This window comes from Pseudomonas sp. NA-150, assembly GCF_044336365.1.
Classification (GTDB): domain Bacteria; phylum Pseudomonadota; class Gammaproteobacteria; order Pseudomonadales; family Pseudomonadaceae; genus Aquipseudomonas.
In genome coordinates, this window is record NZ_CP172305.1 from 1,930,001 (window position 1) to 1,954,081 (window position 24,081).

18 protein-coding genes and 2 rRNA genes (1 of these 20 running past the window's edge) are annotated in these 24,081 nt (G+C 58.7%); 7 read left to right on the forward strand and 13 right to left on the reverse strand.

Going from position 1 to position 24,081, the window contains the following annotated elements; all coding sequences use genetic code 11:
- Window positions 1–2,817: ribosomal RNA gene (locus ACF0H7_RS09205) — 23S ribosomal RNA — on the forward strand (it extends 74 nt beyond the left edge of the window).
- Between the two features lie 136 nt (window positions 2,818–2,953).
- Window positions 2,954–3,069, forward strand: a 5S ribosomal RNA gene (gene rrf, locus ACF0H7_RS09210).
- A 229-nt stretch (window positions 3,070–3,298) separates the two neighbouring features.
- Here rrf and queD read toward each other — a convergent pair.
- The gene (gene queD / locus ACF0H7_RS09215; RefSeq protein WP_397452453.1) at window positions 3,299–3,655 is read right to left on the reverse strand and encodes a 6-carboxytetrahydropterin synthase QueD; all 357 of its coding nucleotides are present in this window, start codon (window positions 3,653–3,655) and stop codon (window positions 3,299–3,301) included.
- A gap of 456 nt (window positions 3,656–4,111) precedes the next feature.
- On the opposite strand from queD, the gene ACF0H7_RS09220 reads away from it, so the two are divergent.
- The 5 genes from ACF0H7_RS09220 to ACF0H7_RS09240 all read left to right on the forward strand — a co-directional run bounded on the left by ACF0H7_RS09220 (window position 4,112) and on the right by ACF0H7_RS09240 (window position 9,488).
- Entirely contained in the window at window positions 4,112–4,390 is a 279-nt protein-coding gene (locus tag ACF0H7_RS09220) for a PepSY domain-containing protein (RefSeq protein ID WP_397452454.1), read from the forward strand.
- Window positions 4,390–5,058, forward strand: coding sequence for a response regulator transcription factor (locus ACF0H7_RS09225; RefSeq protein ID WP_397452455.1), 669 nt, complete (start codon window positions 4,390–4,392; stop codon window positions 5,056–5,058). The genes ACF0H7_RS09220 and ACF0H7_RS09225 overlap by 1 nt, the downstream gene beginning before the upstream one ends.
- Complete coding sequence (locus tag ACF0H7_RS09230; RefSeq protein WP_397452456.1) at window positions 5,055–6,380, forward strand: sensor histidine kinase; 1,326 nt, start codon at window positions 5,055–5,057, stop codon at window positions 6,378–6,380. The genes ACF0H7_RS09225 and ACF0H7_RS09230 overlap by 4 nt, the downstream gene beginning before the upstream one ends.
- A gap of 157 nt (window positions 6,381–6,537) precedes the next feature.
- The gene (locus tag ACF0H7_RS09235) at window positions 6,538–8,217 is read left to right on the forward strand and encodes a methyl-accepting chemotaxis protein (RefSeq protein ID WP_397452457.1); all 1,680 of its coding nucleotides are present in this window, start codon (window positions 6,538–6,540) and stop codon (window positions 8,215–8,217) included.
- A gap of 206 nt (window positions 8,218–8,423) precedes the next feature.
- Complete coding sequence (locus tag ACF0H7_RS09240; protein WP_397452458.1) at window positions 8,424–9,488, forward strand: AI-2E family transporter; 1,065 nt, start codon at window positions 8,424–8,426, stop codon at window positions 9,486–9,488.
- Between the two features lie 60 nt (window positions 9,489–9,548).
- On the opposite strand, the gene nuoN is transcribed toward ACF0H7_RS09240, so the two are convergent.
- From nuoN to ACF0H7_RS09300, 12 genes are all read right to left on the reverse strand, one after another.
- A complete protein-coding gene (nuoN, locus tag ACF0H7_RS09245; protein ID WP_397452459.1) occupies window positions 9,549–11,018 on the reverse strand; it encodes an NADH-quinone oxidoreductase subunit NuoN in 1,470 nt (489 codons plus the stop codon).
- A 7-nt stretch (window positions 11,019–11,025) separates the two neighbouring features.
- On the reverse strand, window positions 11,026–12,558 hold the full coding sequence (gene nuoM, locus ACF0H7_RS09250; RefSeq protein WP_397452460.1) for an NADH-quinone oxidoreductase subunit M: 1,533 nt from the start codon (window positions 12,556–12,558) through the stop codon (window positions 11,026–11,028).
- 39 nt (window positions 12,559–12,597) lie between these two features.
- Entirely contained in the window at window positions 12,598–14,451 is a 1,854-nt protein-coding gene (gene nuoL / locus ACF0H7_RS09255; protein WP_397452461.1) for an NADH-quinone oxidoreductase subunit L, read from the reverse strand.
- Window positions 14,448–14,756, reverse strand: coding sequence for an NADH-quinone oxidoreductase subunit NuoK (gene nuoK, locus ACF0H7_RS09260; RefSeq protein WP_397452462.1), 309 nt, complete (start codon window positions 14,754–14,756; stop codon window positions 14,448–14,450). Before nuoK ends, nuoL begins: the two co-directional genes overlap by 4 nt.
- On the reverse strand, window positions 14,753–15,259 hold the full coding sequence (gene nuoJ / locus ACF0H7_RS09265; protein WP_397452463.1) for an NADH-quinone oxidoreductase subunit J: 507 nt from the start codon (window positions 15,257–15,259) through the stop codon (window positions 14,753–14,755). The genes nuoK and nuoJ overlap by 4 nt, the downstream gene beginning before the upstream one ends.
- 9 nt (window positions 15,260–15,268) lie before the next feature.
- Window positions 15,269–15,817 carry an NADH-quinone oxidoreductase subunit NuoI gene (gene nuoI / locus ACF0H7_RS09270; RefSeq protein WP_397452464.1) on the reverse strand — a complete coding sequence of 183 codons (549 nt, stop codon included), beginning with the start codon at window positions 15,815–15,817 and terminating at the stop codon, window positions 15,269–15,271.
- A gap of 11 nt (window positions 15,818–15,828) precedes the next feature.
- Window positions 15,829–16,836: an NADH-quinone oxidoreductase subunit NuoH gene (gene nuoH / locus ACF0H7_RS09275; RefSeq protein ID WP_397452465.1), complete on the reverse strand. Its 1,008-nt coding sequence runs from the start codon at window positions 16,834–16,836 to the stop codon at window positions 15,829–15,831.
- Window positions 16,833–19,550, reverse strand: a complete 2,718-nt coding sequence (nuoG, locus tag ACF0H7_RS09280; RefSeq protein ID WP_397452466.1) for an NADH-quinone oxidoreductase subunit NuoG — start codon at window positions 19,548–19,550, stop codon at window positions 16,833–16,835. The genes nuoH and nuoG overlap by 4 nt, the downstream gene beginning before the upstream one ends.
- Before the next feature lie 137 nt (window positions 19,551–19,687).
- Complete coding sequence (gene nuoF / locus ACF0H7_RS09285; RefSeq protein WP_397452467.1) at window positions 19,688–21,046, reverse strand: NADH-quinone oxidoreductase subunit NuoF; 1,359 nt, start codon at window positions 21,044–21,046, stop codon at window positions 19,688–19,690.
- A complete protein-coding gene (nuoE, locus tag ACF0H7_RS09290; RefSeq protein WP_397452468.1) occupies window positions 21,043–21,540 on the reverse strand; it encodes an NADH-quinone oxidoreductase subunit NuoE in 498 nt (165 codons plus the stop codon). Before nuoE ends, nuoF begins: the two co-directional genes overlap by 4 nt.
- A gap of 2 nt (window positions 21,541–21,542) precedes the next feature.
- Complete coding sequence (gene nuoC / locus ACF0H7_RS09295; protein WP_397452469.1) at window positions 21,543–23,324, reverse strand: NADH-quinone oxidoreductase subunit C/D; 1,782 nt, start codon at window positions 23,322–23,324, stop codon at window positions 21,543–21,545.
- Between the two features lie 75 nt (window positions 23,325–23,399).
- On the reverse strand, window positions 23,400–24,074 hold the full coding sequence (locus tag ACF0H7_RS09300) for a NuoB/complex I 20 kDa subunit family protein (protein WP_397452470.1): 675 nt from the start codon (window positions 24,072–24,074) through the stop codon (window positions 23,400–23,402).
- Between the last annotated feature and the right edge of the window lie 7 nt (window positions 24,075–24,081).

A 24,081-nucleotide genomic window follows, 5' to 3' on the forward strand; every position in this document is an offset into this window, starting at 1 on the left:
GCTTCGGGGAGTCGGCAAACAGACTGTGATCCGGAGATGTCTGAATGGGGGAACCCAGCTGTCATAAGACAGTTATCTTATGCTGAATACATAGGCATAAGAGGCGAACCAGGGGAACTGAAACATCTAAGTACCCTGAGGAAAAGAAATCAACCGAGATTCCCTTAGTAGTGGCGAGCGAACGGGGACCAGCCCTTAAGTTGTATTGAGATTAGCGGAACGCTCTGGAAAGTGCGGCCATAGTGGGTGATAGCCCTGTACGCGAAAATCTCTTTGCAATGAAATCGAGTAGGACGGGGCACGAGAAACCTTGTCTGAATATGGGGGGACCATCCTCCAAGGCTAAATACTACTGACTGACCGATAGTGAACTAGTACCGTGAGGGAAAGGCGAAAAGAACCCCGGAGAGGGGAGTGAAATAGATCCTGAAACCGTATGCGTACAAGCAGTGGGAGCCCACTTTGTTGGGTGACTGCGTACCTTTTGTATAATGGGTCAGCGACTTATTTTCAGTGGCGAGCTTAACCGAATAGGGGAGGCGTAGCGAAAGCGAGTCTTAATAGGGCGTCTAGTCGCTGGGAATAGACCCGAAACCGGGCGATCTATCCATGGGCAGGTTGAAGGTTGGGTAACACTAACTGGAGGACCGAACCGACTACCGTTGAAAAGTTAGCGGATGACCTGTGGATCGGAGTGAAAGGCTAATCAAGCTCGGAGATAGCTGGTTCTCCTCGAAAGCTATTTAGGTAGCGCCTCATGTATCACTGTAGGGGGTAGAGCACTGTTTCGGCTAGGGGGTCATCCCGACTTACCAACCCGATGCAAACTCCGAATACCTACAAGTGCCGAGCATGGGAGACACACGGCGGGTGCTAACGTCCGTCGTGAAAAGGGAAACAACCCAGACCGTCAGCTAAGGTCCCAAAGTCATGGTTAAGTGGGAAACGATGTGGGAAGGCTTAGACAGCTAGGAGGTTGGCTTAGAAGCAGCCACCCTTTAAAGAAAGCGTAATAGCTCACTAGTCGAGTCGGCCTGCGCGGAAGATGTAACGGGGCTCAAACCATGCACCGAAGCTACGGGTATCACTTAGGTGATGCGGTAGAGGAGCGTTCTGTAAGCCTGTGAAGGTGAGTTGAGAAGCTTGCTGGAGGTATCAGAAGTGCGAATGCTGACATGAGTAACGACAATGGGTGTGAAAAACACCCACGCCGAAAGACCAAGGTTTCCTGCGCAACGTTAATCGACGCAGGGTTAGTCGGTCCCTAAGGCGAGGCTGAAAAGCGTAGTCGATGGAAAACAGGTTAATATTCCTGTACTTCTGGTTATTGCGATGGAGGGACGGAGAAGGCTAGGCCAGCTTGGCGTTGGTTGTCCAAGTTTAAGGTGGTAGGCTGGACTCTTAGGTAAATCCGGGAGTCTAAGGCCGAGAGCTGATGACGAGTTGCCATTAGGCGACGAAGTGGTTGATGCCATGCTTCCAAGAAAAGCTTCTAAGCTTCAGGTAACCAGGAACCGTACCCCAAACCGACACAGGTGGTTGGGTAGAGAATACCAAGGCGCTTGAGAGAACTCGGGTGAAGGAACTAGGCAAAATGGCACCGTAACTTCGGGAGAAGGTGCGCCGGTGAGGGTGAAGCATTTACTGCGTAAGCCCATGCCGGTCGAAGATACCAGGCCGCTGCGACTGTTTATTAAAAACACAGCACTCTGCAAACACGAAAGTGGACGTATAGGGTGTGACGCCTGCCCGGTGCCGGAAGGTTAATTGATGGGGTTAGCTAACGCGAAGCTCTTGATCGAAGCCCCGGTAAACGGCGGCCGTAACTATAACGGTCCTAAGGTAGCGAAATTCCTTGTCGGGTAAGTTCCGACCTGCACGAATGGCGTAACGATGGCGGCGCTGTCTCCACCCGAGACTCAGTGAAATTGAAATCGCTGTGAAGATGCAGTGTATCCGCGGCTAGACGGAAAGACCCCGTGAACCTTTACTATAGCTTTGCACTGGACTTTGAATTTGCTTGTGTAGGATAGGTGGGAGGCTTTGAAGTGTGGACGCCAGTCTGCATGGAGCCAACCTTGAAATACCACCCTGGCAACTTTGAGGTTCTAACTCAGGTCCGTTATCCGGATCGAGGACAGTGTATGGTGGGTAGTTTGACTGGGGCGGTCTCCTCCTAAAGAGTAACGGAGGAGTACGAAGGTGCGCTCAGACCGGTCGGAAATCGGTCGTAGAGTATAAAGGCAAAAGCGCGCTTGACTGCGAGACAGACACGTCGAGCAGGTACGAAAGTAGGTCTTAGTGATCCGGTGGTTCTGTATGGAAGGGCCATCGCTCAACGGATAAAAGGTACTCCGGGGATAACAGGCTGATACCGCCCAAGAGTTCATATCGACGGCGGTGTTTGGCACCTCGATGTCGGCTCATCACATCCTGGGGCTGAAGCCGGTCCCAAGGGTATGGCTGTTCGCCATTTAAAGTGGTACGCGAGCTGGGTTTAGAACGTCGTGAGACAGTTCGGTCCCTATCTGCCGTGGACGTTTGAGATTTGAGAGGGGCTGCTCCTAGTACGAGAGGACCGGAGTGGACGAACCTCTGGTGTTCCGGTTGTCACGCCAGTGGCATTGCCGGGTAGCTATGTTCGGAATAGATAACCGCTGAAAGCATCTAAGCGGGAAACTAGCCTCAAGATGAGATCTCACTGGGACCTTGAGTCCCCTGAAGGGCCGTCGAAGACTACGACGTTGATAGGTGGGGTGTGTAAGTGCTGTGAGGCATTGAGCTAACCCATACTAATTGCCCGTGAGGCTTGACCATATAACACCCAAGCAATTTGCTTAGAGACAAGCAAATGCAGGTGTGAAGACGCAAACGACGAAAATTTGCAGCACACAGATTGCTATCACATACCCGATTTGCTGAAACGTTGAAAGACGTGTCAGTACCCGAATTTCTTGACGACCATAGAGCATTGGAACCACCTGATCCCATCCCGAACTCAGCAGTGAAACGATGCATCGCCGATGGTAGTGTGGGGTTTCCCCATGTGAGAGTAGGTCATCGTCAAGATTAAATTCCGAAACCCCTGTTTGCTAACGCGAACAGGGGTTTTGTTTTTGTGCGCGGAAAACCCTGAAATACCAAATCCCCGTAGCAGCCCGGCTTGCCGGCGATAGCACCTTGAAGACCGCCATCGCCGGCAAGCCGGACTGCGGGGCTTGCCAGATAGGCCTACGCTGGCCACAAATTCCGGACAAAAAAAACCACCGAGAAGGTGGTTTTTTTATGCCAGTCGAATTCAGTCGCCGCGATAAACACAGCCGCTGGTGCATGTCTCGTGAATACGAATGGCCGACAGTTCCGGCAGTAATGGCTTCAACTCATTCCAGATCCATTTCACCAGGACTTCACTGGTCGGGTTTTCCAGGCCAGGGATGTCGTTCAGGTAGTTGTGATCGAGACGCTCATAGAGCGGCTTGAAGATCGTTTTGATTTCCGAGAAGTCACGAATCCAGCCGGTGTGTGGATCGGGTTCGCCCTGCAGGTAAATCGCGATGCGAAAGGAGTGACCATGCAGGCGACCGCACTTGTGTCCATCCGGGACGTGGGGAAGGCGGTGTGCGGATTCGAAGGTGAACTCTTTGAAAATTTCCACGGTATCTTCAACTCTATAAAGTGGCATTCGCCCAAGCGAAAAAGCAGGTGCGCAGTTTAGCAGTAATGGTTTGCCGACGGGCCAAACAACTGACCCGCGTGTCAACTCAGCGGCAACAGCCGTTCGCCAAGCAGGTATCGATCAGCCAGTTCAGCAAATTCCTCACCCAGTCGCGCGTTTACCCGCCTTGGCCGTCAAGGCGGGATACTGTATCTGGATAGCACCCATGGAAACCTCAGCCGAACGGGTCGTAGATTATAAACAGCGTGGCTACTGCCGATAAAAGTCGATCCGATGAATTCAGTTTCAATTAAGTGGCAGCGTTTATTCTGACGGCGATTAAACGGGTTTATTCCGGCGGCTGTGCGCCATGGATACCGGGAGCTGCCAGCCATCGAACTTTCAAAGACCTTCAAGACTCGTAGACGGGGCGTAAAACGCTACCGCTGCGTCGCCGTGTTTTTCATCCTGCTGTGTTCCAGCGTGGACGCGCGGGACCTGGATCAGGACGAAGTACTGATGTTGCGCCAGCAAGGTCTCGTCAGGCCGCTTGAAGAACTGATTGGCCAGGCCTTGGCGCGATACCCCGGTGCCAGGTTGCTGGAGACTGAACTCAAGGAGAAAAAAGGTGCTTATCTCTATGAGATCGAACTATTGACCCTGGAGGGCGTGGTCCGAGAGCTGCAGTTCGATGCCCGTGACAGTCGATTACTAAAGGACAAGGAAGATGATTGATGCGTTTGTTATTGGTTGAGGATCATGTGCCGCTGGCGGATGAGCTGGTTGCCGGACTCAATCGCCAGGGTTATGCCGTGGACTGGCTGGCCGATGGACGTGATGCGGTGTATCAGGGCGCGAGCGAACCTTACGATCTGATCATTCTCGATCTCGGTCTTCCCGGGTTGCCGGGGCTTGATGTACTCCAGCAATGGCGCGCCGGCGGTCTGGTGACGCCGGTATTGATTCTCACGGCTCGGAGTTCATGGGCGGAGCGTATCGAAGGCCTCAAGGCCGGGGCCGATGACTACCTGTGCAAACCTTTTCATCCCGAGGAGTTGCAGCTGCGCATCCAGGCGCTGTTGCGTCGTGCTCACGGCCTGGCCAATCAGCCGACGCTTGCAGCGGCGGGCCTCGATCTGGATGAGGGTCGGCAGTGTGTGACCCGCGGTGGTGTCGATATCCAACTGACGGCCGCGGAATTCCGCCTGCTGCGTTACTTTATGCTGCACCCTGAACACGTGCTCTCCAAAAGCCATCTGGCCGAGCACTTGTATGACGGCGAAAGTGAACGCGACTCCAACGTGATTGAAGTTCACGTCAATCACCTGCGTCGCAAGCTCGGTCGCGCGGTGATCGAAACGCGCCGTGGCCAGGGCTACTGCTTTACTGGAGCGACTGAGTGAGGTCGATGCAGGCGCGCCTCAGCCTCGGTTTGATCGGCGTGTTGTTAGTGGTCGGTCTGGTCCTGGCACAAACCAGCCTGTGGCTGTTCGAGCTGGGCCTGCAACGCTATCTGGAATCAGGCCTGCGCAACGACAGCGAAAACCTGTTGGTGGCGTTCGCACGCGGTCCTCAGGGCATACAGCTGAATGAGCAACACCTGCCACCGGCGTATCAACAGCCTTATTCCGGCCGCTACTTCCGCGTTGATCTGCCGGGCGCGCACTGGCGCTCGCGATCGTTGTGGGACCTTGAACTGTCAGCCCCCGACACCATTGGGCTGCATTCCCACTTCGAGCTCGCGGGCAGCGGCCAGTCGTTGCTGGTGCTGCGCACGGACTACCGTCGTTTCGGTCAGACGCTGTCCATTACCGTGGCGCGGGACTACACGCCGGTAAAGGCCAGTTTCCAGCAGGTCCAGCAGATTGGCCTGGGACTCGGCTTACTGGCGATGATCGTGATTCTGGTGCTGCAACGCCTGACCGTACGCCGCGCTTTGCGCCCGCTTGAAACCGGCCGCGAACAGATCGCCCAGTTGCAACTGGGGCAGCGCTCGCAGCTCGATGATCGGGTGCCGCTGGAGCTAGAACCACTGGTGGCGCAGGTCAATCATTTGCTCGCACACACCGAAGACAGCCTCAAGCGCTCGCGCAATGCCCTGGGCAATCTGGGGCATGCGTTGAAAACGCCGCTGGCGGTGTTGGTCAGCCTCGCGTCGAGCGACCAACTGGATGCCTGCCCCGAACTTCGCGCCACGCTCAAGGTGCAGTTGGAGCAGATTCAGCAGCGACTGAGCCGAGAGTTGAATCGCGCTCGCCTGTCCGGTGACACGCTTCCGGGTGCGCAGTTTGATTGCGATGCGGAGTTACCCGGTCTGATCGCCACGCTGGGCATGATTCACGGTGAACACCTGACGCTCAGCCAGCAGGTGACACCGAGGCTGCACCTGCCATGGGACCGAGAAGACCTGCTCGAACTGTTGGGCAATCTGTTGGATAACGCCTGTAAATGGGCTGACAGCGAGGTACGTCTGACCATTAGCCACACGCCGCAGCAGTTCTGCATCCAGGTCGATGACGACGGCCCCGGCATTCCCGAGTCCCGTCGCGATGAGGTATTTAGCCGTGGCACGCGCCTGGACGAGCAAATCAGTGGCCACGGGTTGGGGCTGGGGATCGTTCGCGATATCGTCGACGCCTGGGGCGGTCACTTGCATTTGCTGACCAGCCCGCTGGGGGGGCTGCACGTGCGCATTGAGCTGCCCGAGCGCACGATCAGCGATTAGTCCACCGTGGGCCACCTTTTGTGGCGTTTCCCATTCCGCTACAAAAGAAGATTTTCCTTACAATGCCGACAGACGTTTCTCAACTTTTCCGCGCCTGAGCCGCTAACCCTCTAAACGTTACAACCAAAACACTGAATGCTAATAAGAGTGGAAACGTATGCGTCTTAACTTGAAGGCAAAAGTGCTGTCGTTGGCTGTACTGCCGGTATTAATCTTTGCGTTAGTGATCGGCGCTTCAACCGTGGTCATGTTACAGAACCAGGCCCGCAAAGAAGTCGAAGACACCCGGCAGCGCCTGCTGGCTGATGCAAAAACCACTCTGCAGAACTACGTGATGGTGGCCATGGGGGCGGTCAAGCCGTTGTATGACGCGTCGGCACCCGGCGACACCGTTGCACGGGCGCAGGCGATAAAGATGCTGTCAGGCATGTCCTACGGCAAAGACGGTTATTTCTTCGGTTATGACTCGGGCGCGGTGCGTATGTTTAAGGGCAATAGCCCTGATGACATCGGCAAGAGTTTTAACGACGTCAAAGACGCCAACGGCGTTTATTACAACCGCGATTTGGTCGCGGTGGGCAAAGCCGGCACTCACTACTTGCAATATTCTTCCGCGCTGCCCGGTAAGTCGGAATCAGTGCCAAAGTTAGGTTATACCGATTACCTCTCCAAATGGGACATGGCCCTCGGCTCGTCGATCAATCTCGACGGAATCGAAGCGCGGGTTGCCGTGGTTGAGAAGGATGTCGATGCGCGCATGCAGAGCATGCTGATGAGCATCGCTGGCATCACAGTGCTGGTACTGGTGTTGATTATCATCGGTGGCGCGTTCCTCACCGGCACCATCATCCGTCCGTTGCGCCTGATGAAAGACAGCCTCGACGACATCGCCTCAGGTGACGGTGATCTGACGCGTCGCCTGCCCGTAACCAGCGGTGATGAGCTGGGTGAACTGGCGGGTTCGTTTAACCGCTTCGTCGACAAGATCCATGGGCTGGTCAGGCAGATCGCTGAAATGACCTCGCAACTGACCGGACTGGTCAGCGAAGTGTCCGATCAGGCTCATCGCTCCGAGAAGGCCATGGAGCGTCAACGTCACGAAACCGATCAAGTGGCGACGGCGATCAACGAAATGTCTGCGGCAGCCCAGGAAGTGGCGAAAAGCGCACAGGGGGCGGCGGTCGCGGCGCAACAGACCGACGCGGAAGGTCAGGCGGCGAAACGCGTGGTGGACGGCAGCATCAAGCAGATCCATGCGCTGGTCAGTGACATTCGCAGCAGCGGCACGTCCCTCGACAGCTTGCAGAACGACGTGTCGTCGATTGTCAGTGTGCTGGGGGTGATCCGTTCGATTGCCGAGCAGACTAACCTGCTGGCCCTCAACGCCGCTATTGAGGCTGCGCGTGCAGGCGAGGCCGGGCGTGGATTCGCGGTGGTGGCTGACGAAGTACGGGCACTGGCCAGTCGTACCCAGCAGAGCACGCAAGAGATTCAAGGGATGATCGATCGCTTGCAGACGGGTACTCAAGGCGCGGTCGAGGCCATGCGTCGCTCCAGTGAAGCGGGCGACGGTACGTCGGCACGGGCCAACGAAGCCGGTTTGTCGCTGGATACCATCGCCTCGTTGATCGGCACCATCAACTCGATGAACGCGCAGATCGCCAGCGCGGCGGAAGAACAGACGGCGGTGGCTGAGGAAATCAATCGCAGCGTGCACCAGATCGCCGAGTCGGTAGAAAATGTGGCCGATCAAACCCAAAAAAGCGCCCACACCTCGCGCAACCTGGCTGACCTTGGCCAGCGCCTGGGGCAACTGGTCGGACAGTTCCGTATCTGATTTCTGCATCACACATCACCTGTAGGAGCCGCCGGAGGCTGCGATGCTTACGGCCCAAAGGCCGTTCCGGCCTTTTCGCAGCCTTCGGCAGCTCCAACAGGGTTACGCGATGCTGCTTGTCGTCACCGATTCCACTGCCAACGGCACTCGCCTGCCGATTAATGGACTAATCCTTAGGACTAGTGCGTTACTCACAGGGGCGGGACATGAACGAAAAATCGTTTCAACACAGAATCTTCCTCGGCCTGTTGGCGATCGTCACCCTGGCCTTCATCTGGATTCTGTTGCCGTTTTACGGCGCGGTGTTTTGGGCCGTCATCCTTGGCGTACTGTTCGCCCCCCTACAGCGGCGTTTGCTACTGAAGCTACGCTGGCAACGCAATCTGGCAGCGCTGTGTACCCTGGCGATCTGCCTGCTGATCGCAATCCTGCCGGTGATCGTGATTTGCCTGTTGCTGATCCAGGAAGGCGCCATGCTGTACAAGAACATCGAAAGCGGCCAATTGGACATCAGCAGCTACGTCATACAGTTCAAAACCCTGCTGCCGCCTTACTTCAGACACTTGCTGGATCACCTTGGCATGGGTGACCTCAATGGCCTGCGCGACAAGATCGCCAAGGCGGCGATGCAAGGCAGTCAGTACCTGGCGACCCAGGCGTTCACGGTAGGGCAGGGCACCTTCGATTTCATGGTGAGCTTTTTCATCATGCTCTACCTGCTGTTCTACCTGCTGCGCGATGGAACGGACATGGTGCGCCGGGTTCGCACGGCCATTCCGCTGGCTGAACACCAGAAACGTCTTTTGCAGTTGAAGTTCAATCGCGTGGTGCGGGCCACGGTGAAAGGCAATCTGGTGATGGCAGTGGTCCAGGGCATACTGGGCGGCCTGATTTTTTGGTGCCTCGATATCTCCAGTGCGTTGCTCTGGGCGGTGGTGATGGCGTTCGCATCATTGCTGCCGGCGATAGGGGCGGCGATCGTCTGGGCGCCGGTTGCCGTGTACTTCTTGATCAATGGCATGATCTGGCAAGGCGTGGTGCTGGGGTTGTTCGGCATCTTCGTGATCGGCCTGGTCGACACGGTGTTGCGGCCGATCCTGGTAGGCAAGGACACGCGCATGCCGGACTACCTGATCCTGATCTCGACCCTGGGCGGCATTGCGGTATTTGGCCTCAACGGCTTTGTCATCGGGCCACTGGTGGCGGCGTTGTTTATGTCGACATGGGAGATCTTCGTCGAAAACAAACAAACGGTCCGCCTGCCCGGCTAACGTTCCATCGGGCATAAAAAAAGCCCTGCAAATGCAGGGCTTCTCTTTGACCGGGGAGCGTCAGCTGACCAGTTGCAGGCCTGCGTGATGCACCATGTCCAGCAGAGGTTGTGGATAAACACCCATGATGAAGGCCAGAACCGCGATCACCAGCAGCATCACGCCGCCAGTACGCTGTGCCCAGTTGAACGGGGCATCGTGGCGACGCAGGCTTGGCTCGACCAGGAACAGGGTCACCATCACACGCAGGTAGTAGAACACGCCGATGGCGGAGCCGATGACCAGCGAACCGATCAGCCACCACAGGTGCGATTCAACGCCGGTGGCGATGATGTAAAACTTGCCGATGAAGCCAGCGGTCAGCGGGATACCCGCCAGCGACAGCATCATCACGGTCATCACCGCCGTGAGGTATGGACGACGCCAGAACAGGCCACGGAACTCGAACAGAGCGTCCGCATCACGACCGCTGTAAGGCGAGGACATCAGGGTCACAACCCCGAAAGCGCCCAGCGTGGTGATCACGTAGGTCACCAGGTACACGCCGATGGCCTCGACCGCGATGCCTTTGCTCGCAACCAGCGCGATCATCAGGTAACCGAAGTGGGCAATGGACGAGTAACCCAGCAGACGCTTGAGGTTGGTCTGGGTCAGTGCCAGCAGGTTACCGATCAGGATCGACGCAACTGCAATCACCGCCAGCACGTTGTACAGCACGCCACTGCTGGCAGCAGGGGAGATCTGGAACAGACGCACCATCACCGCGAACACGGCCACTTTACTGGCGGTTGCCAGGAAGGCGGCGACCGGCGCCGGAGCACCTTCGTACACGTCCGGTGTCCACAAGTGGAATGGCACCAGCGACAGCTTGAACGCCAGACCAACCACCATCATCGCCAGACCCAGTTGCGCGATCGGGCTAGGCAGGCCGGTGGCCGCCAGCGCTTGACCGATACCGGTGAAGCTCAGGGAACCGGCTTCGGCGTACAGCAACGCCATACCGAACAACAGGAACGCGGAGCCGGCCGCCGACAGCACCATGTACTTGATGCCGCCTTCGAGCGAGCGCTTGTTGAAGAAGGCGTACGCCACCAGACCGTAGACCGGCACCGACAACAGTTCCAGGCCGATGAACAGGCTCGCCAGGTGTTGCGCGCTGACCAGTACCAGACCACCGGCCGCAGCCATCAGGATCAGCAGGTACAGTTCTTCGCGGTTACCAGGGTAGCCGGAGGTCTTCTCACCCAGGTAGGCATGAGCCAGCGTCACACAGGCCAGGGTCGAGGCCAGGATGATCGCCATGTACAGGCAGGCAAAGTTATCGATCTGCAGCAGGGGGGTGACCACCAGCGGCGCAACTTTCAGCGCCGGGTAGATCGACAGCAATGCCAGGTTGAGACCGCCCACGGTGAGCAGGAAGGTTTGCGAATGGTTGCGACGCCAGGCGATCGCCAGCATCACCACGATAATCGTGGCGCTGGTAATCAACAGCGGCGCAAGCGCAATAAAGTGTTGAATCGTCAGGTCCATAGCGCTCTTACCGGGCCGAAGCGAGTTGAGTGAAGGCGGAGCCGAGCCACTGCTGCACGCCATGCATCGTTGCGGCAGACGTATCGAGGAACGGTTGTGGGTACACGCCGAGGTAAACCAGCAGTGCCGCCAGACCCAGGACCATGATCAGCTCACGACCGTCCATACCGTGCAGCACTTCATCCGACTTGGCCGGACCGAAGTATGCGCGGTGGATCATGATCAGCGAGTACACCGAACCGAACACCAGACCCGAGGTTGCGATGGCAATGATCCAAGGCGAACCGACGAAGGAGCCGATCAGGATCAGGAACTCACCGACGAAGTTACCGGTGCCTGGCAAGCCGAGCGACGCTGCGGCAAAGAACAGGCTGATCGCCGGCAGGTACGCGATACGCGACCAGATACCGCCCATTTCACGCATGTCTCGGGTGTGCAGACGCTCGTACAACTGGCCACTGAGGATAAACAGTGCCGCGGCCGACAGACCGTGAGCCAACATCTGGATCACCGCGCCTTGCAGCGCCTGCTGGCTGCCGGAGTAGATACCGATCAGTACAAAGCCCATGTGCGAAACGCTGGAGAACGCGATCAGGCGCTTGATATCGGTCTGGGCGAACGCGAGGAACGCACCGTAGAAGATACCGACCAGACCCAGGCCCATGGCAATCGGCGCGAATTCGGCCGAGGCGTTAGGGAACAACGGCAGGGCGAAACGCAGCAGACCATAGGCAGCTGTTTTCAGCAAAATACCGGCCAGGTCCACGGAACCTGCGGTGGGCGCCTGAGCGTGAGCATCAGGTAGCCAGGAGTGGAACGGCACCACCGGCAGTTTCACCGCGAAGGCGATGAAGAAGCCCAGCATCAGGATGAATTCGGTGCCCGATGCCATTTTGGTTTTCAGCAACTGGGCGTAGTCAAAAGTGATTACGCCGGTGCTGTTGTAGTTGACCAGCACCAGACCAAGGATCGCCACCAACATGATCAGGCCGCTGGCCTGAGTGAAGATGAAGAACTTGGTTGCTGCGTAGATCCGGGTCTTCTTGCCGTCCGAAGAGCTGTGACCCCAGAGCGCGATGAGGAAATACATCGGCACCAGCATCATTTCCCAGAAGAAGAAGAACATGAACAGGTCGATGGCGAGGAACACGCCGATCACGCCGCCCAGGATCCACATCAGGTTGAGGTGGAAGAAGCCAACGTTACGCTGGATCTCTTTCCACGAGCAGAGGACCGACAGCACGCCGAGCAGACCGGTCAGCAACACCATCAGCAGCGACAGGCCATCGAGGGCCAGGTGCACGCTGATGCCGAAGCGGGCGATCCACGGCTGCTTGAACTCGACCACCCAGGTCGGATCAACGCCAGGCGCCGGGGCAAAGTGGAAGTCACCGTGGGCCCACAGCCAGAGGCCGAGAGCGAATTCCAGGGTCATGGTCAGCAACGCAATCCAGCGTGGCAGGGTGGCGCCGAAGCGCTCCCCTTGCCAGCACAGCAGGCCGCCGATGAAGGGGATCAGGATTAGCCAAGGCAGAATCATGACAGGCTCAGTTCCTTTCGCAAATTCGCAAGGTTCATATCAGACCGCAACCAGCACGATGGCGCCAAGCACCAATACAGCGCCTGCAGCCATTGAAGCGGCGTACCAACGGAGTTGGCCGGTCTCGGTGCGGCTCAGGGCGCGGTGTCCGCCTTTGGCCATCCGTGGGATCAGGCCAATGGTTTGGTCCAGCGGGTCCCGGCGCAGTACGTGGCTGATCGCCAGATACGGCTTGACGAAGACCTTGTCGTACAGCCAATCGAAGCCCCAGGCGGCGAACCACCAGGCCGACAGCACACGACCCAGGCTACTTTCGGCAACCGCAGTCGCAAAACGACGCTTGCCGAGGAACAGCATGGCCGCCAACAGGATACCGGCGAGGGCAATGGCGCCCGAGGCGATTTCCAGGCTGTGCTTGGCGTCGCCGCCAGCATGACCGACGCTTTCCGGCAGTACACCGGCCAGTGGCGGGGTGATCAAGGCGCCGATGAAGGTCGACAACACAATCAGCACCGACAATGGCAGCCAGTGAGCGATACCGTGACCGGCATGCGCTTCGGTCTTCGCTTCGCCGTGGAAGGCGATGAAGATCAGGCGGAAGGTGTACAGCGAGGTCATGAACGCGCCGACCAAACCTGCGTACAGCAGATTGTGGTTACCGCTGGCGAATGCTTCCCAAAGAATTTCGTCCTTGGAGTAGAAGCCGGCAGTGATCAGTGGCAAGGCAGCCAGTGCCGCGCCGCCGACGATGAAGCTGGCGTAGGCCAATGGCAGTTTTTTCCACAGGCCGCCCATCTTGAAGATGTTCTGCTCGTGGTGGCAGGCAACGATCACCGAACCGGAAGCGAGGAACAGCAGCGCCTTGAAGAAGGCGTGGATCATCAGGTGGAAGATCGCCGCGTCCCAGGCACCCACGCCCAGCGCCAGGAACATGTAGCCGATCTGGCTCATGGTCGAGTAGGCGAGGATACGTTTGATGTCGGTCTGAACCAGTGCCGCGAAACCGGCCAGTACCAGGGTCACGGCGCCGACGATGCCTACGAGATGCAGAATCTCGGGGGCCAGTTCGAACAGACCGTGGGTACGAGCAATCAGGTAAACGCCGGCGGTGACCATGGTCGCCGCGTGGATCAGCGCGGAAACCGGCGTCGGGCCGGCCATCGCATCGGCCAGCCAGGTTTGCAGTGGCAGTTGTGCTGATTTACCGACAGCGCCGCCCAGCAGCATCAAGGTCGCCAGGACGATCCAGAAGTCACCGACCTTGAAGTGTTCCGGTGCACGCACCAGCAGCTCTTGAATGTTCAGCGTGCCCAGTTGCTGGAACAGGATGAACAGGCCGATGGCCATGAACACGTCGCCGATCCGGGTCACGATGAAGGCCTTGAGTGCCGCGTCGCCGTTTTTGCGGTTGCTGTAGTAGAAACCGATCAACAGGTAGCTGCACAGGCCCACGCCTTCCCAACCGAAGTACAGGAACAACAGGTTATCGGCCAGAACCAGGAACAGCATGCTGGCGATAAACAGGTTGGTGTAAGCGAAGAAACGCGAGTAACCGGCTTCACCGCGCATGTACCAGGAAGCGAACAGGTGGATCAGGAAGCCGACACCGACCACCACACCGAGCATGGTCACGGACAGACCATCCAGGTGCAGGGCGAAGTTAGGCTCCAGACCGTCCACCGACATCCAGCGCCATAGCACTTGGGTGTACTCGCCACCGGCAGGCGGCGCGACGTTGAACTGCCAGATCACCCAAGCGGCGACGATCGCCGACAGGGCCATGGAGCCGACACCAATCAGCGCCGCCAGGTTTTCGGAAATTTTCCCGCGAGAAAACGACAGCAGCAGGAAACCGATCAGAGGGAATACAAAGGTCAGAAAGAGAAGGTTCATCCGCGCATCTCGCTGGCAGCGTCGATATCGAGAGTGTGGAAGCGGCGATACAGTTGCAGCAGGATCGCCAGGCCAATACTGGCCTCGGCGGCGGCAAGGCTGATCACCAGGATGAACATGATCTGTCCATCCGGCTGCGCCCAACGGCTACCGGCAACGATGAAGGCCAAGGCAGAGGCGTTCATCATGATCTCCAGGCTCATCAGCACGAAGAGGATGTTACGGCGCACCATCAGGCCGACCAGGCCAAGACAGAACAGGATGCCGGCAACCGCCAAGCCGTGTTCGAGAGGGATAGCATTCATGACTTGATTCCTTCGTCGTTACGGCCGAGATGGAATGCCGTCACCGCTGCCGCGAGCAGCAGCATGGAGGCAAGTTCAACCACCAGCAGGTAAGGACCGAACAGGCTGATGCCTACGGTCTTTGCATCGACGGTGGTGTGACCAATGGCCGCGCCAGTGGAGTTGTTGAACAGCACATACAACAACTCACCCAGCAGCAGGACGCCCAGGATCACCGGGCCGGTCCAGATGCCGGGCTTGAGCCAGACGCGCTCTTGCTGCACCGAGGCCGGGCCGAGGTTGAGCATCATCACCACGAACACGAACAGCACCATGATGGCGCCGGCGTAGGCGATTACTTCCAGGACCCCGGCAAATGGTGCACCAAGGCTGAAGAAGGTCATCGCGACCGAGATCAGCGAAATGATCAGGTAGAGCAGGGCGTGCACCGGGTTTGTGTTGGTGATCACCCGCAGGGTGGACACAACAGCAACGCCAGATGCGAAATAGAAAGCGAATTCCATCTTTCTTCCTTAAGGCAGCAAGCTCTTCACGTTGATCGGTTCGGCTTCATTCTGCGCGGAGCCTTTCGGCTTACCGGCGATGGCCATACCTGCAACGCGATAGAAGTTGTAATCAGGGTTTTTACCAGGGCCGGAGATCAGCAGATCTTCTTTCTCGTAAACCAGATCCTGACGTTTGAACTCGGCCATTTCGAAATCCGGTGTCAGCTGGATCGCGGTGGTCGGGCAGGCTTCCTCGCAGAGGCCACAGAAAATGCAGCGCGAGAAGTTGATACGGAAAAACTCCGGGTACCAGCGACCGTCGTCGGTTTCGGCTTTCTGCAGCGAGATGCAGCCGACCGGGCAGGCCACGGCGCACAGGTTGCAAGCTACGCAACGCTCTTCGCCGTCAGGGTCACGGGTCAGGACAATCCGGCCACGGTAGCGCGGCGGCAGGTACACCTGTTCTTCCGGGTATTGCAGGGTGTCGCGTTTGCGAAAGGCATGACCAAAAATCATCACCAGGCTGCGAAGCTGGGTGTAGGTGCCATGCACGATGCCAAATATATATTTGAACATGGGTTATATCCTCACTGCGCCACGCCGGCGGACGTGTTCATCAACACGATCGCGGCGGTCACCAGCATATTGATCAGGGTCAGCGGCAGGCAGAACTTCCAGCTGAAATCCATCACCTGGTCATAGCGTGGGCGCGGAATCGAAGCGCGCAGCAGAATGAACAGCATGATGAAGAACGCGGTCTTCAGGGCGAACCAGACGAACGCCAGCGACGGCAGAATGTTGAACGGGCCATGCCAGCCACCGAAGAACAGGGTCACCAGCAGCGCCGAGATCAGCACGATACCGATGTACTCACCAACGAAGAACATGCCCCATTTCATGCCGGCGTATTCAATGTGGTAACCATCGGCCAGTTCTTGCTCGGCCTCCGGCTGGTCGAACGGGTGACGGTGAGTCACGGCGACGCCAGCGATGAAGAAGGTACAGAAACCGAAGAACTGCGGAATGATGAACCACAAGTGCTCAGCCTGATAGCTGACGATGTCGCCCATGTTGAACGAGCCAACCTGGATTACGATCCCCATCAGCGACAGGCCCATGAACACTTCATAGGACACGGTCTGGGCCGAAGCCCGCAGGCTGCCGAGGAGGGCGAACTTGTTGTTACTCGACCAGCCGGCGAACAACACCGCGTAGACCGACAGACCGGCCATGGCGAAGAAGAACAGGATACCGATGTTCAGGTCGGCGACCACCCAGGTCTCGGTGATCGGGATGATGGCGAACGCGATCAACAAGGCGCTCATGGCCACCACCGGCGCCAGGGTGAAGATCACCTTGTCGGCGAACGGCGGCGTCCAGTCTTCCTTGAAGAACATCTTGAGCATGTCGGCGGCGATCTGGAACGCGCCGAACGGACCGACCCGGTTCGGACCGTAACGGTCCTGCCAGAGGGCGAGCAAACGACGCTCGACCCAGCTCAGCAGCGCGCCGCAGATCACCACGGCCAGCAGAATCACGATCGCCTTGACTACCGAAATGATCGAATCGATGACTACAGGGGTGAACCACGTCATAGAGCTGCCTCCTGCAGTGCATCAACGGTTTTGCCGAACACGGCAGGCGGGATACCTTCCAGACCGACAGGCAGGGCCACGAGACCGGCGCCCAGTTCTTCGTTGATCCGCAAGGGCAGACGCAGCGTGCGACCGTCGACGATCAGGCTCAGCAACGCGCCGTCGTTGACGCCCAGGCGGTCCGCTTCGGACTTGGCCAGGGACACATAGGCGGCTGGAATGCGTTCTTGAACCGGTGCGGCTTTGGACGAGGTTTCGTCGCTGCCGAACAGGTGGTAGAACGGCACAACTTGCCAGGTCCCGCGCGCCGGAGCGAAAGCGCCCGGTACGCTGGCGAACCAGCTCAGGTTATCGCCGCGGCTTTCGATCAGGCGAGTACCCGGGTCACCGGCGCGCAGGTGGCCGCCGACTTCGTCCTGGAACTTGTTCCAGGCTTGCGGCGAGTTCCAACCCGGCGACCAGGCGAACGGCACCTGCTGACGCGGTTCGGCCGAACCCGAGTAACCTTCCATGGAGAAGGAGAACGCGGTGTCTTTGTCTTGCGAAGTACGCGGTTCGTGCACGCTGATATCAGCACGCATGGCGGTACGGCCGCTGTAACGCAGCGGTTCGCGCGCCAGTTTCATGCCCTTGATGCGGAACGAAGCCGACGGCGCCGCGTCGACGATCGCGGCCAGCTGCGCGGTGCTTGCGGCAACGGCTGCGGTCACGTGGTCGAGTTGAGTCCAGTCCACGGGCTTGTTCAGCAGGGTCGCGCGCAGGGCGTGCAACCAGCGCCAGCCTTCGTGAATCAGGATGCCGGCGTTGAGGTAGGTCGGATCGTAAACCTGGAAGAAGCGCTGGGCGCGACCTTCCTGGCTGACCAGCGTACCGTCGCCTTCAGCAAAGCTGGCCGCTGGCAGTACCAGGTGGGCACGATCGCTGGTTGGAGTCTTCTGATGGTCCGCAACGATCACCACTTTCGCGGCTTTCAGTGCTGCGTCGACAACAGAAGCGTCGGCACGGCGATACAGGTCGTTTTCCAGCACCACGATGGCGTCGGCTTTACCAGAGATCACTGCTTGCAGCGCGTCGTCGAGGGACTCGCCGCCGAGCATTGCCAGACCCATGCTGTTGGCTTCCGGCACGATCAGGCTGATGGAGCCGTCTTTCTCGCGCAGCTTCAGCGCCTTGGCAATGTTGGCCGCCGCTTCGATCAGTGCGGTCGAACCCAGGGAGCTACCGGAAATGATCAGTGGGCGCTTGGCCGCGAGCAGGGCAGTGGCGATACGCTGAGCCAGTTCAAGGGCTTCGCTGTCCAGGCCTTCAACTGCCGGTGCGCTGGCGTCGATGGCGTGGGCCACGGCGAAACCGATGCGCGCCAGGTCGGCCGGGGCGGCGTGAACGCATTCTTCAGCCACGTCATCGAGACGGGTCTCGGCAAGGCTGGCGATGAACAATGGGTTTTGCGCGTGCTGACCGATGTTCTTCACCGCGGCATCGAGCCATGGCTGGACTTTCATCGCAGCAGCCATGTCTTCGGCCTTGCCCTTGACCGATTGACGCAGGCCCAGGGCCATACGTGCTGCGGTTTGGGTCAAGTCTTCGCCGAGGACGAAAATCGCGTCGTGGTCTTCAATGTCACGCATCGTCGGGATCGGCAGCGGGCTGTCGTTCAGCACCTTGACGATCAAACGAATACGTTCCAGTTCGCCGGCTTCGATACCGGAGTAGAAGTGCTCGGCACCCACCAGTTCGCGCAACGCGTAGTTGCTTTCCAGGCTGGCGCGAGGCGAGCCGATACCGACGATGTTACGACCGCGCAGCAGATCGGCTGCTTTGTCGAGTGCTGCATCGAGGCCCAGTTTGACCTGACCGTCGGCCAGCAGTGGCTGACGCGGACGGTCTTCGCGGTTGACGTAGCCGTAACCGAAACGACCACGGTCACACAGGAAGTACTGGTTGACCGAACCGTTGAAGCGGTTTTCGATACGACGGATTTCGCCGTAACGTTCACCCGGGCTGATGTTGCAACCGCTGGAGCAGCCATGGCAGATGCTCGGCGAGAACTGCATGTCCCACTTACGGTTGTAACGCTCGGAGTGCGTCTTGTCGGTGAACACACCGGTCGGGCAGACCTCGGTGAGGTTGCCGGAGAACTCGCTTTCCAGCGCGCCATCTTCGACACGGCCGAAGTACACGTTGTCGTGAGCGCCGAAAACGCCCAGGTCGGTGCCGCCGGCGTAGTCTTTATAGAAGCGTACGCAACGGTAGCAGGCGATGCAGCGGTTCATCTCGTGAGCGATGAACGGGCCGAGTTCCTGGTTCTGGTGAGTGCGCTTGCTGAAACGGTAGCGACGCTCGTTGTGACCGGTCATCACGGTCATGTCTTGCAGGTGGCAGTGACCGCCTTCTTCGCAGACCGGGCAGTCGTGCGGGTGGTTGGTCATCAACCATTCGACGACGCTGGCGCGAAACACTTTCGCCTCTTCGTCTTCGATGGAAATCCAGCTGCCGTCAGTGGCCGGGGTCATGCAGGACATGACGATACGACCACGCTTGTCGTTCTCGTCGGTGTACTGCTTGACCGCGCACTGGCGACAAGCGCCAACGCTGCCAAGGGCGGGGTGCCAGCAGAAATAAGGAATGTCGAGGCCCAGCGACAGACATGCCTGTAACAGGTTGTCTGCGCCATCGACCTCGAGGTCTTTGCCGTCTACGTGGATAGTGGCCATGGTTCAAAGTTCTTCGTTGGCCCGTTGTCATCGGGCGTGGCTAATGGAATCTCGGTGCTATCCGTATTAAACAGCCGCTGAGGGCGTCATCGGATATAAAACCGGCAGCCTTGTGGGCCGCCGACTCTTCAGTCTTGTTATGCGCCAACCACAATCGGACGCTGAGCCAGGCTCGTCAGAGGATCGCGTTTTGGTGCGATGCCTGCTTCGAATTCCGGCCGGAAGTATTTGATCGCGGCGCCCAGAGGTTCCACGGCGCCCGGTGCGTGGGCGCAGAAGGTTTTACCAGGGCCGAGGAAACCGACGAGGCCTTCCAGGGTTTCGATGTCGCCCGGTTGACCTTCACCGTTTTCGATGGCGCGCAGGATCTTCACGCTCCAAGGCAAACCGTCGCGGCATGGGGTGCAGAAGCCGCAAGACTCCTGAGAGAAGAACTCTTCCATGTTGCGCAGCAGCGAAACCATGTTGACGCTGTCATCCACCGCCATGGCCAGACCGGTACCCATCCGCGTGCCGACTTTGGCCACGCCGCCGGCATAGAACAGGCAATCCAGGTGCTCAGGGAGCAGGAAGCCAGTACCGGCGCCGCCTGGCTGCCAGCACTTGAGCTTGTAACCGTCGCGCATGCCGCCGGCGTAGTCTTCGAACAGCTCGCGTGCAGGCAGGCCGAACGGCAGCTCCCACAGGCCTGGGTTCTTCACTTTGCCGGAGAAGCCCATGAGCTTGGTGCCCATGTCTTCGCTGCCTGGGCGAGCCAGGGATTTGAACCAGTCGTTGCCGTTGGCGACGATGGCGGGCACGTTGCACAGGGTTTCAACGTTGTTCACGCACGTCGGCTTGCCCCACACGCCCACGGAGGCAGGGAAGGGCGGCTTGGAGCGCGGGTTGGCGCGACGGCCTTCCAGGGAGTTGATCAGTGCGGTTTCTTCACCGCAGATGTAACGCCCGGCGCCGGTGTGCACGATCAGTTCGAAATCGAAGCCGCTGCCCAGAATGTTCTTGCCCAGCAGACCCGCCGCTTCGGCTTCTTTCACCGCACGACGCAGGTTCTTCGCGGCGGTGGTGTATTCGCCACGCAGGAAGATGTAACCGCGGTAGGCTTTCAGCGCACGGGCGCTGATCAGCATGCCTTCGATCAGCAGATGGGGCTGTTGCTCCATCAGCATGCGGTCTTTCCAGGTGTTGGGCTCCATTTCATCCGCGTTGCACAGCAGGTAGCGGATGTTCATGGATTCGTCTTTGGGCATCAGGCCCCATTTGACGCCTGTCGGGAAGCCAGCACCACCACGGCCCTTGAGGCCGGAGTCTTTGACCGCTTGCACGATCTCGTCAGCAGAGAACTCGGCGAAGGCCTTGCGGGCCGCCGCGTAGCCGTCCTTGCGCTGGTATTCGTCGAACCAGATTGGCTCGCCGTCATCGCGCAGACGCCAGGTCAACGGGTGGGTTTCCGGCGCGCGGGCAATGGTGTTGGCCGGGCCGAAGGAAGTGATGGTCATAGGTAACCCTCGAGCATTTTGGCCACGCCAGCAGGCTGTACGTCGCCAAAGGTATCGTCATCGACCATCACGGCCGGGGCCTTGTCGCAGTTACCGAGGCAGCAGACTGGCAGCAAGGTGAAGCGATTGTCCGGCGTGGTTTGACCCAGGCCGATGCCGAGCGAGCTCTGGATTTCGCTGACCACCGACTCATGGCCGCCAATGAAGCAGACCATGCTGTTGCAAACGCGAATGATGTGACGGCCGACCGGCTGACGGAAGATCTGGCTGTAGAACGTCGCCACGCCTTCAACGTCGCTGGCAGGGATGCCGAGTACTTCGCCGATGGCATAGATGGCGCCATCCGGCACCCAGCCACGTTCGCCCTGAACGATCTTCAAGGCTTCGATCGACGCCGCGCGCGGGTCTTCGTAGTGATGCATCTCATGCTCGATGGCCGAGCGCTCGGTTTCGCTTAATACGAAACGGTCTGTCTGGATAAGCGTGCTATTCATGCTTAGCGGTCCACGTCGGCCATAACGAAGTCGATACTACCCAGGTACGCAATCATGTCCGCGACCATGCTGCCTTTGATCACCGAAGGGATCTGTTGCAGATGCGGGAAGCTAGGAGTGCGAATCCGGGTACGGTAGCTCATGGTGCCGCCGTCGCTCGTCAGGTAATAACTGTTAATGCCCTTGGTCGCTTCAATCATCTGGAAGGATTCGTTGGCCGGCATGACCGGACCCCACGAAACTTGCAGGAAGTGCGTGATCAAGGTTTCGATGTGCTGCAAGGTGCGCTCTTTCGGCGGCGGCGTGGTCAGCGGGTGATCCGCCTTGTACGGGCCTTCCGGCATGTTGCGCATGCACTGGTCGATGATCCGCAGGCTCTGGCGCATTTCTTCAACGCGCACGATGCAACGGTCATAGGCATCGCCATTGGCGGCCAGCGGCACTTCGAATTCGAAGTTCTCGTAGCCCGAGTATGGACGCGCCTTGCGCAGGTCGAAGTCCAGGCCGGTGGAACGCAGGCCGGCGCCGGTGACGCCCCACTCCAGCGCTTCCTTGGTGTTGTACGCCGCGACGCCGATGGTCCGGCCACGCAGGATGCTGTTGTCCAACGCTGCCTTTTGGTATTCGTCCAGACGCTTGGGCATCCACTCGACGAAATCCTTGACCAGCTTTTCCCAGCCGCGAGGCAGGTCGTGGGCGACACCACCGATGCGGTACCAGGCCGGGTGCAGACGGAAACCGGTGATGGCTTCGATCACGGTGTACGCGCGCTGACGGTCGGTGAAGGTGAAGAACACCGGGGTCATTGCGCCCACGTCCTGGATGTAGGTACCCAGGAACAGCAGGTGGCTGGTGATGCGGAAGAACTCGGCCATCATGATGCGGATGGTGTCGACTTTTTCCGGAACCTTGATCCCGGCCAGCTTCTCGACCGAGAGCACGTACGGCAGGTTGTTCATCACGCCGCCGAGGTAATCGATACGGTCGGTGTACGGGATGAAGCTGTGCCAGGACTGACGCTCGGCCATTTTCTCGGCACCACGGTGGTGGTAGCCAACGTCCGGCACGCAGTCGACGATTTCTTCACCGTCCAGCTGCAGAATGATGCGGAACGCACCGTGAGCAGAAGGGTGGTTCGGGCCGAGGTTGAGGAACATGTAGTCCTCGTTCGTGCCCGAGCGCTTCATGCCCCAGTCTTCGGGGCGGAAACGCGCGGCTTCCTCTTCGAGCTGCTGTTTGGCCAGGGTCAGGCTGAACGGATCGAATTCGGTGGCGCGCGCCGGGAAGTCCTTGCGCAGCGGGTGACCTTCCCAGGTCGGCGGCATCATGATCCGGGTCAGGTGCGGGTGGCCCGGGAAGTCGATCCCGAACATGTCCCAGACTTCACGCTCGTACCAGTTGGCGTTGGGCCAGATCCCGGTGACGGTCGGCACGCTGAGGTCGCTCTCGGACAAGGCGACCTTGATCATCACGTCACTATTACGCTCGATCGACATCAGGTGGTAGAACACACTGAAGTCAGCCCCCGGCAAGCCGCGGCGATGCGTGCGCAGGCGCTCGTCGACACCGTGCAAGTCATAGAGCATGACGTACGGTTTCGGCAGCTGGCGCAGGAAAGTCAGCACTTCAACCAGTTTCGCGCGGGTAACCCAAAGCACCGGCATGCCGGTGCGAGTAGGCTGGGCGGTGAACGCCTCCGGGCCGAAACGGTTGTTCAATTCAACGACGACGTCTTGGTCGTCAGCCTTGTAAGGCGGGATGTACAGAGCGGTGTCTGCAGTCATAGGTCTCGATCGCTATCGGTCAACGTACAGAATGAACCCGGTTTCTTGTCTTTTTTGTAAAAAGAGAGAGCTGGATCAGACTTCGTCGGGGCTGCGCAGGTTTGTGACCTGAATTCGCTGTTCGCGGCGCTGTTCCTTTTGCGACGGCATCTCGGCGCGATAAACGCCTTGATCACCGACGACCCAGGAAAGCGGGCGACGCTCCTGGCCAATGGATTCCTGCAACAGCATCAAACCTTGCAAGAACGCCTCTGGACGGGGCGGGCAGCCAGGCACGTAGACATCCACGGGCAGGAACTTGTCCACCCCCTGGACTACAGAATAGATGTCGTACATGCCACCGGAGTTGGCACACGAACCCATGGAGATGACCCACTTGGGCTCGAGCATTTGCTCATAGAGACGCTGGATGATCGGCGCCATCTTGATGAAACAGGTCCCGGCAATAACCATGAAATCCGCCTGACGCGGCGATGCCCGGATCACTTCGGCGCCGAAGCGCGCGATGTCGTGGGGCGCCGTGAAGGCGGTGGTCATTTCCACATAGCAGCACGACAAGCCGAAGTTATACGGCCACAGGGAGTTTTTGCGCCCCCAGTTGACCGCACCATTCAGCACGTCTTCCAGCTTGCCCATGTAGATGTTTTTGTGGACTTGATCTTCTAGCGGGTCGGAAACGGTTTCCCGTTTACCGATTGGATACTCCTCGTTTGGAGCATCCGGGTCGATCCTGGTGAGATTGTATTGCATTGCCAAA